The organism is Vibrio splendidus, from assembly GCF_002873455.1.
Lineage (GTDB): Bacteria > Pseudomonadota > Gammaproteobacteria > Enterobacterales > Vibrionaceae > Vibrio > Vibrio splendidus_J.
On the sequence record NZ_MCUN01000010.1, the window covers coordinates 100,507 to 114,031 of the forward strand.

Consider the following 13,525-nt stretch of genomic DNA (forward strand, 5'->3'; position numbering starts at 1 on the left):
TCAAAGCTAATTCCCAAGACAGATCAAACAAAAACATCGCCAATTTAGGCGCTGTTTTTGTTTGTTGTCTTAGCTAACTCAAAAAAGCTAATTCATTAAGCGATAAAAATCTGTGCCAGTGCGTAGCCTAAGCAACATGCACCGACCACACCGATTAAACCAACCGACATGAATGAGTGGTTGAAGTACCACTTGCCAATCTTGGTAGTGCCAGAGACATCGAAGTTAACCGTTGCGATATCTGATGGGTAGTTCGGAATGAAGAAGTAGCCGTAAACTGCTGGCATCAAACCGATCAGCAAGGCTGGGTCTAATCCTAAGCCAAGGCCAACAGGCAACATCATACGCGCCGTCGCGGCTTGAGAGTTCACCACAACCGATACAATGAATAGCGCTAGTGCGAACGTCCATGGATAATTCGTTACCATTTCCACGATGCCAGATTTAAACTGAGGCATTGCGTATTGGAAGTAAGTATCCGACATCCAAGCGATACCGAAGATAGCAATCGCTGCCACCATACCGGATTTAAATACCACGCCGTTTGGCACGTCACGCGGGTCAGTTTTGGTCGCTAACAAGATGATACCACCGAAACAGAGCATCATCATTTGGATGATTACCGACATCTTGATTGGCTTGTCGCCGTCTACGATAGTTCTGATCTCAGGCACCATCGCCACGATAACAATCACAACAATTGAAAGTAGGAAAATCAATACCGCATTACGAGCCGAAGTTGGCAGTACTTCATCCAAAGAAGTCGCAGTAGTGCTTTCAATGCGCTTCTTCCACTCAGGATCTTTTAGACGCGCTTGGTATTCAGGATCGTCGTTCAGTTCTTTACCACGTTTCAAGCTATACAGAGAAAGCAAAAGTGTGCCGAACAGCGTTGCAGGAACCGTCACCATCAGAATAGAAAGCAGAGTAATCGAGTGTTGGATATCAGAAAGTTGCGCGAGGTAATAGACCACGGCTGCCGAGATTGGAGACGCCGTAATCGCCAATTGAGATGCCACCGATGCTGCCGCCATTGGGCGCTCAGGACGAATACCATTCTTCAACGCAACATCGCCGATGATTGGCATGATTGAGTAAACCGCGTGGCCAGTACCCAATAGGAAAGTCATCGAGTAAGTCACGAACGGTGCTATCAAGGTGACGCGTTTCGGGTTCTTTCTCAGTACCCTTTCCGCAACTTGCAGCATGTATTTCAAGCCACCAGCCGCTTCGAGGATCGAAGCACAGGTAACAACTGCGAGGATGATCAGCATTACGGTGACAGGTGGAGACGTTGGTGGCATCTTGAAGACAAACACCTCGATAACCAAACCAATACCAGAAACAACACCTAAGCCAATACCGCCATACCGAGACCCGATATAAAGTACGACCAATAAAAATAGAAACTCAAAATACAACATAAGCAACCTTGCTAAAAATGTGGATTAATTATATTTTGTCCGGAAGTTCCTCCATTTACTTTTTGCTTGGTCACACTATCATTACAGGCTTACACAAATTGTTTTTTATAAGATTATGGTCACGCTAACACGCCTGTAAGTTTATGAATTGTAATAGGAAGCTAGGCGCTCAACCTAGATTTGTTATGTACGATAACCATTATTGTATTGGTTAGACCGTTACGGCTTATAAAACACCAAGCTCATAACCAAACGATATTAATCCAACCCAAAACAATCGCACCTTAAGTCAATCCGGAGCATATTACACAGCCAACACCTCTGATTATCACTCAACGCTGACTCGCCTATCCTTAGACACTATGTCAAAATACTCGCCCTTACGATGACAACACATAAAGAACCACGGATATGAATTTTCAAGCTGCTATTTTTGATATGGATGGACTGCTGCTCGACACCGAGCGACTTTGTATGCAGGTTTTTGAAGAAGCATGTCACGCACAAGGTGTTCCGTTTTTGCAAGATGTCTACCTAGGCATCATTGGCTGTAACGCAAAAACCATCGAACAGATCTTTAGAAATGGCTACGGTGAAGGATTAGATTACCCAGCGCTGAACAACGAATGGCGAACTCGCTACAGTGCAATTGTTAAGCACCAAGCGATCCCAGTAAAAGACGGCGTAATTGAGCTTCTTGAATGGCTAAAATCAAACGACATTCCAATCGCGGTTGCGACCTCGACTCAGCTTGATATCGCTAAAAAGAAGCTTGAGCTGGCTGGCCTAGATTCTTACTTCACCTCACTAAGCACTGGCTGTGAAGTGACTCATGGTAAGCCTCACCCAGAGATCTACCTGTTAGCGGCTGAACGCCTAGGTGTCGCCCCTGAAACCTGCCTCGCGTTTGAAGATTCAAACAACGGTATTCGCGCATCGATGGCAGCGAATATGATTAGCTTCCAAATTCCAGATTTAGTGGAACCTTGCGAAGAAGTCAAAGCCCTAGGTCACACCATCAGCCCTTCTCTGCATCATGTGCTAGCACAGCTTCAACAAACTGCAGCTTAGGCTCTGATTACCGTTGATAACGCTTTAATCAACACAGAATAACCTTTCTATTAAGCCGACTCACAGAGTCGGTTTTTTTGTTGATATTCCTTTTATAAAAGATAAAAAATCGCGCTTGAAACTGTTACAGTCGATTTGAAAAACATGCTAAGTGATGATCAACATTGATAATGTCTACAAATGGAGAAAGGGACGCGTGATAGAAAAATTTGAAAGCCAACTGCTTGATTTTGCACAGCAAGAGATGACACAAGATGCGGCACATGATATCAGCCACATCAAGCGCGTAGTCAAAACTGCCAAGGCTTTATGTACTCAAGAACAAGCTAAGCTTGAAGTCGTAATGCCCGCCGCTTACCTTCATGATTGCTTCACCTTTCCTAAGAACCATCCAGACAGAGCTCAAAGCTCACAAATGGCGGCTGACAAAGCTATCTCTTATCTCAAATCTATCGAGTATCCCGCATCCTATCTTGATGAAATCCATCACGCCATTGTCACTCACAGCTATAGCGCTAACATCACACCTGAAACCTTAGAAGCTCAGATCGTCCAAGATGCCGATCGCCTTGATTCTCTCGGGGCTATTGGTATTGCTCGTTGCTTATATGTGGGTCAGAGCTTCGATGCCGAACTCTATAACCACGAAGACCCGTTCGCGAAGCAGCGCGACTTGGATGACAAGAATTACAGCGTCGACCATTTCTACGTAAAGCTGTTTAAGCTCGCTGAAACCATGAATACAGAATCAGCCAAGTCAGAAGCCAACAAACGCACCGACTACATGCGTGGCTTTCTTCAACAGTTGGGCACGGAAGTTTAACGGCTTAAACAAAAGAGACACACGATAAGGCAGAGAAAAGCATATGGAAATAAACCGCTTTAAAGCATCTGACGCCGAAGAGATCGTTACTTGGTTTACGTCCCTAGAAGACTACGTTCTATGGGGCGGCCGAACATTTGGTTGGCCGTTGGAAGCTGCCTCCATCATCGAACGCTCTCTAAAACCACAGGTCGAGCTGTATACCTTTTCTGCATCTAAGTCAGACTCTGAACCGAACGCCGATTCAAACGCCAACTCAAATACCAATGACTTGCTTGGCTTTATGGAATTTCAACGCATGACAGACAACGAACTTCGCTTTTGCCGAGTCGCGATTCACCCAAACCTTCGAGGTAAAGGGTTAGGACAATCGATGCTTGAAATGGCATTAGAAGCGGCGAAAGAAATACCAAATGTCACCACCATCTCCTTGGCCGTATTCAAGCAAAACTATGGCGCAAAACGCTGCTACGACAAAGCAGGCTTTCAAGTGGTCGATAAGGAACCGAGCGTAAAAGAGTTCAATGGTAAAACCTGGCCCTTGTATCAGATGGAGTTAAAGCTCTGCTAGCTTGTTCTAATTATCAGACTGATTTTAATTAATAAGATTGTTTTAGTTAACAGACTTACTTTAGTTAACAGAATTGTTTTAATTACCAGATTTGACCCCATATCATTAAGCATTGGCTACACACTCAAGATACACAGATGTAATTTGGAACCTTCAATGACCCAAGAAAAATTCGACACCATTTATCAACGTGCGGCTCACCGTAAAGGCGGTGCAGCCGAGCTCGAAAAGATTGTTCGTGCGCCTCTTTCACAAGCTGAACTATCACAGATCACAGACGACCGTTGGTTGGCCGCCTTTACTGAAAAGGTATTCCAGTGTGGTATTTCGTGGAATGTGGTGAGAAAGAAATGGCCGCAATTTGAAGAGGTGTTCTTTGAATTCAATATCGAAAAAATGCTGATGCTGCCAAATGAAATGTGGGAACAGAAAGCACAAGACCCGCGTATTATTCGCCACCTCACCAAGGTGATGACCATCCCTGCCAATGCCACCATGATCCACAACGCCAAGCGTGAAGCCGATTCATTCTCGCAAATGGTTGCCGACTGGCCATCAGAACGTATCACCGAGCTGTGGGATTACCTGAAAAAACACGGCAAGCGATTAGGTGGTAATACTGGAGCCTACACTCTGCGCCAAATGGGTAAAGACACGTTCATCTTATCATCAGATGTTGAAGCACACCTACGTAGCACAGACGTGGTGGATAGCGGTCGTAACACCAAGCGAGCACAACTGGCAGCGGGTAAAGCCTTCAACGAATGGCAACAACAGTCAGGGCGTAGCTTGAGCGAAATCAGCCAAATTGTTGCCTACAGCTGCGGTGATAATCGAGTTTAGTTAAATTAAAAATGGCTTAAAGCTAAAGATTGCACACAGTTCCCTGCAAACAAAATGTTATAAGTCATTAACAAATAAGCGTGCATCGCACTTTCATCCGGTGGCATTGTATAGATAAATGTATACAATATAGAGTAATGCTCATGAATTATTCTCGACCAACCCAACTCGACTAAACAAGGGTCCTTATCTCTATGACAGTTCTCAAAAACTCTGTCTCCAAAGGTGTAAAAACGAAAGTAACAGGCCAGACTCAAGACGATGTTGTTTACTGCCATATCTTCGACGCGATACTAGAACAAAGGCTGCCACCAGCCACCAAATTAAGCGAAGAAGCGTTAGCAGAAATCTTTAGCGTTAGCCGCACCATTATCCGCCGTGCCTTACTGCGTCTTTCTTTAGAACAAGTTGTGGTGATCCGTCCTAACCGAGGAGCCGTGATTGCTGCGCCAACGGTTGACGAAGCCAAACAGATCTTTAAAGCACGTGAAGTGATGGAAATTGCTATCACTGAGTTGGCGGTGAAAAACGCGACCAAAGCTCAGATAGAAGAATGCAGAAAATTAGTCGCGAAAGAGAACTGTGCTTTCGACCAAGGTGATTACGGCTCTGGCCTACGTTTGTCTGGTGAGTTCCACATCAAATTGGCTGAAATGGCAGAGAACGCGCCACTGCTGGCTTTCCAACGCAGCTTGGTATCGCAAACCTCATTGCTGATCGCTCAATACGAAACGGGCAGCCACTCGAACTGTTCTCTAGACGAACACTCAGGCTTACTGGATGCGATAGAGTCAGGCAACGAACAACAAGCCGTAGAATTGATGCAAGAACACCTAAGCCATATTCGTTCGAAGCTCAACCTAGACAGCAGCACAGCTTCGAGCGACCTGCATGTTGTGTTCTCAGATCTGCTTAAGAGTAAGTCATAGTAGATTCAACAAGTGATTAACAAAACTGGAGAGAAGTAAGCCTCTGCGTTTACTTCTCTTTTTTATGCCCTCTCCCCTAAAAATAAAGACGACGATCGGCTCACATCCATCTAAAAACACTGTCTATTCTGACCTCAACAACGATCTTAGCCTTTACAGAATCACTTCCAACAGTGCCATAAACCTTGTCTTTATCTTGTATACATAGCTATCAATTCATTCACGCCATAAAACTGCTCACAATCAATTAAAACCCTTATAAAACAGATAACTATGGTTAAAATAAAATTGTATACAATCCATAATAAGCTCTATTTGTTGCATTTTTGTAAATAAATAGTTGACCACAGGGTCAGGATGGATAATTATTGACCTAGAAGTCAAAAAGAATACACATGGAAATATGTCGATTTACAAGGAGGTCTCTTGATTACTTTTTTGCTCAATCAGGAAATAAGACGTGAAGATAATTTGTCGCCAAATATGACAGTGCTCAACTACCTTCGTACCAAGGTGAATAAAACGGGTACAAAAGAAGGTTGTGGGTCAGGTGACTGTGGTGCATGTACGGTAGTTCTCGGTGAAGTGGTTAATGGACAACTGCAATACCGCTCGGTGAACTCTTGCCTTACGTTCGTTTCAGCGCTGCATGGCAAGCAACTGATCACGGTAGAAGATCTACAAAACCGAGATCGCTCTTTGCACCCAGTGCAGAAAGCGGTGGTTGATTTTCACGGTTCACAGTGTGGTTACTGCACACCTGGCTTCATCATGTCGATGTTTGCGCTAGGCAAGAACAAACCCGACGCGAGCAAAGAAGACGTCATGGAATCACTGGCGGGTAACCTATGTCGCTGTACTGGCTACCGACCAATTGTTGATGCTGCGATGTCGCTTTCAACAGACCAACCTTTGATCGACCAATTTTCTGAACTTGAACGCAACACCATCAAGAAGCTAGTAAGTATTCAAGACACCGAAGCCAACTTACGCCTTGGTCACCTCACCGCTTTCTCCCCGAAAAGCACCGATGAGCTGGCCAAACTTTTTCAAGCACATCCGAACGCGAAACTAGTTGCTGGCGGCACGGATTTAGCACTGGAAGTGACCCAATTCCATCGCGAGATTGAAACGCTGATCAGCGTAAACCTTGTTGAAGATATGAAGGTATGCGAAGAGACCGACACCGATTTAATCATTGGTGCCAACCTACCTATCAGTGACTCTTACGCACTACTGAAAAAGCACTACCCAGATTTTGGTGAACTGCTACACCGCTTTGCTTCACTGCAAGTGCGTAACCAAGGCACCATTGGTGGTAATGTGGCGAATGCCTCACCTATCGGTGATACTCCTCCTCTGCTGATTGCTCTCGACGCGAAAATCAAACTTCGTTGCGGCGAGAAGTCACGCACTATGCCGATTGAAGATTACTTCATCAGCTATAAAGTGACGGCGCAGAAAGAGAGTGAATTCATTGAACAGATCATCATTCCTAAGCCAAGCAACGACAGCTTCAGAGCTTACAAAGTGTCGAAACGTTTAGACGACGACATCTCTGCGGTGTGTGGCGCGTTTGATATTCAAATTGAAAATGGCAAGGTTTCTTACGCTCGTATCGCTTTCGGCGGTATGGCAGCAACGCCTAAGCGTGCAACTCGTTGTGAAAATACGTTATTAGGCGAACCGTGGACAGACGCTAATATTAAGTTAGCGATGCAGGAACTGTATAACGACTTTGAGCCGCTATCTGATTTCCGTGCCAGCCAAGAATATCGTTCATTGTCGGCAGCCAATATGTTGCGTCGTTACTTCATTGAACAACAGAACAAAAACAACCAAATCGAAACAAGGGTAACGTCTTATGTCTAAATCAAATTCCTTTGTTCACAAGAGCAATGCGATGACCCACGAAGAGATGGTTACCATTGCAAAACAAGACCTAAAAACTGGCGTAGGTAAAAGTGTTAAACACGACAGTGCAGCTAAGCAAGTAACGGGCGAAGCGGTATACATTGATGACCGCCTAGAGTTCCCAAATCAGCTGCACGTCTACGCACGCCTGAGCACTCAAGCACACGCCAATATCACCAAGATAGATTTGTCACCGTGTTACGAATTCGAAGGCGTGGCGATAGCCATTCAAGCAAAAGACGTACCGGGCGAGCTGGATATCGGTGCGATTCTTCCAGGTGACCCACTGCTTGCTGATGGCAAAGTCGAATATTACGGCCAACCTGTGATTGCCGTGGCAGCCAATGATTTAGAAACCGCGCGCAAAGCCGCACACGCTGCAATCATTGAATACGAAGAACTCCCTGCGATTCTTGATGTAAAAGAAGCGCTAGAGAAAGAACACTTCGTGACAGAGAGCCACACCCAACAGCGTGGTGACTCTAAAGCCGCACTGGCAAAAGCAAAACACGTGATCTCTGGTGACCTAGAGATCGGCGGCCAAGAACACTTCTACCTAGAAACTCAAATCAGTAGCGTGATGCCAACCGAAGATGGCGGCATGATCGTCTATACCTCGACCCAAAACCCGACCGAAGTTCAAAAGCTGGTCGCGGAAGTGATTGGCGTACCGATGCACAAAGTCGTGATTGATATGCGTCGTATGGGCGGTGGTTTCGGTGGTAAAGAGACTCAAGCGGCCTCTCCCGCGTGTATGGCAGCGGTGATTGCCCACCTAACAGGCCGACCAACCAAAATGCGTTTGCTGCGCAGTGAAGACATGCAGCAAACCGGTAAACGCCACCCGTTCTACAATCAATACACAGTCGGGTTTGACGACAATGGTGTGATTCAAGGTGCCGACATTACCGTTGCAGGTAACTGTGGCTACTCACCAGACTTATCAAGTTCTATCGTCGACCGTGCGATGTTCCACTCAGACAACGCCTACTACCTAGGTGATGCAACAGTGGTCGGTCACCGATGTAAAACCAACACGGCATCGAATACCGCTTACCGTGGCTTTGGTGGCCCGCAAGGCATGATGACCATTGAACACATCATGGACGAGATTGCGCGTTACCTGAAAAAAGATCCTTTGGAAGTGCGTAAGGCGAACTACTACGGCGAAGAAGGCCGCAACGTGACCCATTACTACCAAACCGTTGAAGACAACTTTTTACCTGAGATAACCGAACAGCTTGAACGCAGCAGTGACTATCACGCACGTCGTAAAGACATTGCAGAGTTCAACAAGCAAAGCCCTATCTTGAAGAAAGGCCTAGCGATCACGCCAGTGAAATTCGGTATCTCGTTTACTGCGACTTTCTTGAACCAAGCAGGTGCGCTCATCCATATCTACACCGATGGCAGTATTCATTTGAATCACGGTGGTACGGAAATGGGGCAAGGCTTGAACATCAAAGTGGCACAGATCGTTGCACAGGAGTTCCAAGTCGATGTCGAACGTATCCAGATCACCGCTACAAACACAGACAAAGTTCCGAACACATCACCAACCGCAGCCTCATCGGGCACCGACCTCAACGGTAAGGCCGCGCAAAACGCCGCAATGACCATTAAGCAGCGCCTGATTGACTTCGCTTCTGCGCACTTCAAAGTGTGGCCTGAAGAAGTGGTGTTTAAGAACGGCATGGTGCAGATACGCGACGAGATCATGACCTTCAACTCTTTTGTTGAACTGGCTTGGTTTAACCAAATTTCGCTATCGAGCACCGGTTTCTACCGCACTCCGAAGATCTATTACGATCACGAGAAAGCACGCGGTCGCCCGTTCTACTACTACGCATATGGAGCATCTTGTTCAGAGGTTATCGTCGATACCTTAACCGGCGAGAACAAGATTCTGCGTGTCGATATTCTGCATGACGTAGGCGCTTCATTGAACCCTGCGATTGATATCGGCCAAGTCGAAGGTGGCTTTGTGCAAGGTGTTGGTTGGTTAACCACGGAAGAGTTGGTTTGGAACCAGCAAGGCCGCTTGATGACCAATGGCCCAGCGAGCTACAAGATCCCTGCGATTGCTGATATGCCAATTGATTTCAGAACGCACCTTTTAGAAAACCGTAACAATCCAGAAGACACCGTCTTCAACTCGAAAGCCGTGGGTGAGCCCCCTTTCATGTTGGGTATGTCGGTATGGAGCGCACTGAAAGATGCCATTAGCTATGTCGCCGTCGATGGCGCGATTCCTAAGCTCAACACACCTGCAACGCCTGAACGCATTCTGATGGCAATACAGGAAGTAACTGAAACGACTCCGACTTCGGTCGATGCTCAATCAGAAACGGCTTAGAGCTGATAGGTATGGCTTAGGACGTAATAAACAGCTAGGGAAGCACAGAAGGGATTTAGGAGGACGTATGTTTAAGGATAATTGGATTCACGAACTGGCAAAACTGGAAGAGAACTACGAACCGTGTGTGATGGTGACGGTTCTTGAAGACAGAGGCTCCGTTCCACGCGATGCGGGCACCAAAATGCTTGTCACTCGTGACCGAATCATCGCTACGATTGGTGGTGGTCACCTTGAACATGTGGCTACTAAAATGGCGCGCGAGATGCTGATTGCCAGCGAGAAATCACTCAAAGTAGAACGCTTCAACCTCGGTGCTCGTTTAGGCCAATGTTGTGGCGGAATGGCAACGTTAAGCTTTGAACCGATTGGCACTCAACAGAACCACCTCGTGCTGTTCGGCGCAGGCCATGTTGCCAAAGCGCTGCTACATATTGTTGCGACCCTGCCCTTCCGCGTGACCTGGATTGATGAACGTGAAGAAGTATTCCCTGAAACGCTGCCACACGGTGTGAAAAAGCTAGTAAGCGACGATCCGGTCGGTGAAGTAAAACACATGCCACCGAATAGCTATTACCTTGTGATGACCCACAACCACCAGCTTGATTTCGATTTAACCAAAGCCATCATCGACCGTGAAGACAGCCGTTACTTTGGCATGATTGGTTCTCTGACTAAGCGCAAGAAGTTCGACTTCCGCTTAGAGCAACGCGGCTATAGCCAAGAGCAAATTGAAACCATGATTTGCCCGATTGGTATTAGCGCTGTGAATGGCAAACACCCTGCCGAAATTGCGGTATCGGTTGCGGGTGAACTGATCGCACACTATCAAGGCCAAGCCCTTGAACAAAAGCGCCCAACCAAACAATATCGAAATCAGGATTTGACCGATCAACACAGTCAACCAAGCGACGTAGGCGAACCACCACTGGAAGAGAAGATCGCCTAACACAAGTCGCAAAGCTTCAGTAGCCATAAAGTCGCTGAAGTCATTAAAAGGAAGTAAACATGACAACGCAACGCAAAGCTTATCGCGCCAGCATTTTACACAGCGTCGCCGACCCAAAAGACGTCGGTATCGATGAGTCTTACGACTATTTTGAAGACGGTGTTTTAGTGGTTGAGAACGGCCATGTCGTCGACTTAGGCCATGCCGATGAGGTATTAGCTCGCCAACCTAAAACACTCGAAGTAAAAGAATACAAAGACAAGCTGATCACCTCTGGCTTTATTGATACGCACATCCACTACCCTCAAACAGGGATGATCGCGTCTTATGGTGAGCAGCTTCTTGATTGGTTAGAAAACTACACCTTCCCAGAAGAAAAACGCTTTAAAAACCCAGTCTATGCACACAAAGTCGCTAAGCTATTCCTAGATGAATTAGCAAGCAACGGCACCACCACTGCACTCGTGTTTGGCACGGTACACAAAGAGTCGGTTAACGTATTCTTTGAAGAGGCCGAGAAGCGTAATCTACGTATGATCGCGGGTAAGGTTCTGATGGATCGCAATGCGCCAGACTACCTCACCGACACTCCAGAATCAGGCTATGCAGACTCAAAAGAGCTGATCGAAAAATGGCACAACCGTGGTCGCTTGCTTTACGCTGTAACCCCTCGTTTCGCGCCAACCAGCACACCAGAGCAACTTGCTACTGTCGGTAAACTGCTAGAAGAGTACCCAGATGTGTACATGCACACTCACCTTTCTGAAAACGAGAAAGAGATCGAGTGGGTGAAATCGCTGTTCCCAGAGCGTGACAGTTACCTAGATGTCTATGACTATTACGGACTACTTCACAAACGTTCGGTATTTGCTCATGGTATTCACCTTTCTGATTGTGAATGTAAACGCCTTGCGGATACCGAATCTGCCATCGCCTTCTGCCCAACTTCTAATCTTTTCTTAGGCTCGGGGTTGTTCCGATTACCAGAGATGGAAAATCACGGTATTCGTGTCGGCGTGGGTACTGATGTAGGCGCAGGCACCAGCTTCTCAATTCTGCAAACCATGAGCGAAGCCTACAAGATCATGCAACTACAACATAAGAAGTTGCACCCGGCTAAGTCGCTGTTCTTAGCAACACTAGGCGGTGCACGTTCACTGCATTTAGAAGACAAGATCGGTAACTTAGAAGTGGGTAAAGAAGCGGATTTCGTAGTACTCGACTTGCACGCTACACAACTGATGCGCTTTAGAATGGAACAAGCCACCAAGCTTGAAGAGAAGCTGTTTGTACTGATGAGTTTGGGTGACGACAGAACCGTCAGCGAGACTTACATCTACGGCGAAAAAGCCTACGACGTAAATTTCAAAGATTACAAAAAGCTCGTTAGCTAGACTTAAAACCGAGTAGCAATCGCTAGACAGCGACAGCCGTCGTTAATTAAAAATCCGTCCAGATTTATCTAGTCTTTAAAGACCAGTTGCTGATGCCACTGGTCTTTTTTGTGCTTCATTCAAAGAAATATAAATTAACCGCTCACAGACAACGATCTTCGGTGACGCCAACTCATTATATTGATAGGTTAATGTTTATACATATCGGCTTCATACTTCACTTTAGCGTCTTTCTAAAACATTCGTTTCTCGGCTAAATGGAAGCACCCAATCTAGAAAGGAATTCTATGTTCGAACAGGTCGTCAGCATTCTGTTTCCCGTTTTTGCTTTAGCCAGTGCTGGCTTTGCGGTCGGTCGTTGGCTCAAGCCCGATTTCAAACCGATCAATCGCATCAACATGGATGTGTGCATTCCTGCGTTGGTGTTTGCCTCGTTGACCACCATGCCTCTCGACACAGAACAACTGCCACTCATCACCGCCTCTTTGGTCGCAGTATTAGTGCCTGCACTGTTGATGATTCCGATCTGTAAGATCTTTAAGCTGAATTTCAAAGCTTGGGCTCCACCACATATGTTCCGCAACAGTGGTAACCTCGCTATTCCGCTGTTCACGTATACCTTTGGTGAGAGCGCGTTAGCCCCTGCAGTATTGCTGTTCGTCGTGTCCGCTTGTGTGCACATTAGTGTTGGTTTGGCGTTACTGAGTGAAGGTAACCCGATCAAGCAGATCCTCAAGATGCCGATATTCTTAGCCGCTTCACTAGCGATGACGCTCAACCTATCTGGCATTGCAGTGTGGAATCCAATCTATGAAGCCACATCGCTACTCGGCCAAGCCGCCGTGCCTATCATGTTATTGTCGCTGGGCTCACAAATGGTCAACTTGAGGTTGAGCGGTCTAAAAGTCGGCTTGCTATGTACGGCTCAATCACTGTTCACCGGAGCCATCGCCTTTACCATCATCTACTTCTTTATTCCGCTGCCAACGCTGCACCTGCAAATGATGGTGTTGTTCACCATGCTACCACCCGCCGTGATGAACTACCTGTTTGCAGAACGCTTCAATGTAGAACCACCAAAAGTTGCTTCAATGGTGCTATTTGGCAACTTCCTAAGCGTGGTGACTTTGCCTATCTTGCTGTCGTTCGCGCTGTCTATGTCGAGTTAACTATTGATATTGAATAGAAAAGCCTACCCATTCCAGAAATCCAATCGCGTCAGCAATCCAATACTGACGCTAATCTTGAGTC

11 protein-coding genes are annotated in these 13,525 nt (G+C 46.4%); 10 read left to right on the top strand and 1 reads right to left on the bottom strand.

The window, feature by feature from the left end:
- Positions 1-95: 95 nt before the first annotated feature.
- The gene (locus tag BCU75_RS09530) at positions 96-1,424 is read right to left on the bottom strand and encodes an anaerobic C4-dicarboxylate transporter (RefSeq protein WP_004732879.1); all 1,329 of its coding nucleotides are present in this window, start codon (positions 1,422-1,424) and stop codon (positions 96-98) included.
- A gap of 411 nt (positions 1,425-1,835) precedes the next feature.
- On the opposite strand from BCU75_RS09530, the gene BCU75_RS09535 reads away from it, so the two are divergent.
- The 10 genes from BCU75_RS09535 to BCU75_RS09580 all read left to right on the top strand — a co-directional run bounded on the left by BCU75_RS09535 (position 1,836) and on the right by BCU75_RS09580 (position 13,443).
- Positions 1,836-2,495, top strand: a complete 660-nt coding sequence (locus tag BCU75_RS09535; RefSeq protein ID WP_102473678.1) for an HAD family hydrolase — start codon at positions 1,836-1,838, stop codon at positions 2,493-2,495.
- A 196-nt stretch (positions 2,496-2,691) separates the two neighbouring features.
- Entirely contained in the window at positions 2,692-3,318 is a 627-nt protein-coding gene (locus BCU75_RS09540; protein WP_102473679.1) for an HD domain-containing protein, read from the top strand.
- Between the two features lie 43 nt (positions 3,319-3,361).
- Positions 3,362-3,889 carry a GNAT family N-acetyltransferase gene (locus tag BCU75_RS09545; RefSeq protein ID WP_102473680.1) on the top strand — a complete coding sequence of 176 codons (528 nt, stop codon included), beginning with the start codon at positions 3,362-3,364 and terminating at the stop codon, positions 3,887-3,889.
- Positions 3,890-4,045: 156 nt separating this feature from the next.
- Positions 4,046-4,732: a DNA-3-methyladenine glycosylase I gene (locus BCU75_RS09550; protein ID WP_017067459.1), complete on the top strand. Its 687-nt coding sequence runs from the start codon at positions 4,046-4,048 to the stop codon at positions 4,730-4,732.
- Between the two features lie 194 nt (positions 4,733-4,926).
- Positions 4,927-5,661, top strand: coding sequence for a GntR family transcriptional regulator (locus BCU75_RS09555; RefSeq protein ID WP_102473681.1), 735 nt, complete (start codon positions 4,927-4,929; stop codon positions 5,659-5,661).
- Between the two features lie 426 nt (positions 5,662-6,087).
- Positions 6,088-7,533, top strand: a complete 1,446-nt coding sequence (gene xdhA, locus BCU75_RS09560) for a xanthine dehydrogenase small subunit (RefSeq protein WP_102473682.1) — start codon at positions 6,088-6,090, stop codon at positions 7,531-7,533.
- A complete protein-coding gene (gene xdhB, locus BCU75_RS09565; protein ID WP_102473683.1) occupies positions 7,526-9,931 on the top strand; it encodes a xanthine dehydrogenase molybdopterin binding subunit in 2,406 nt (801 codons plus the stop codon). Before xdhA ends, xdhB begins: the two co-directional genes overlap by 8 nt.
- 67 nt (positions 9,932-9,998) lie before the next feature.
- Positions 9,999-10,880: a xanthine dehydrogenase accessory protein XdhC gene (xdhC, locus tag BCU75_RS09570; RefSeq protein WP_017630713.1), complete on the top strand. Its 882-nt coding sequence runs from the start codon at positions 9,999-10,001 to the stop codon at positions 10,878-10,880.
- A gap of 59 nt (positions 10,881-10,939) precedes the next feature.
- Positions 10,940-12,274 carry a guanine deaminase gene (gene guaD, locus BCU75_RS09575; RefSeq protein ID WP_102473684.1) on the top strand — a complete coding sequence of 445 codons (1,335 nt, stop codon included), beginning with the start codon at positions 10,940-10,942 and terminating at the stop codon, positions 12,272-12,274.
- A 287-nt stretch (positions 12,275-12,561) separates the two neighbouring features.
- Complete coding sequence (locus tag BCU75_RS09580; protein WP_102473685.1) at positions 12,562-13,443, top strand: AEC family transporter; 882 nt, start codon at positions 12,562-12,564, stop codon at positions 13,441-13,443.
- The last annotated feature ends 82 nt before the right edge of the window (positions 13,444-13,525 follow it).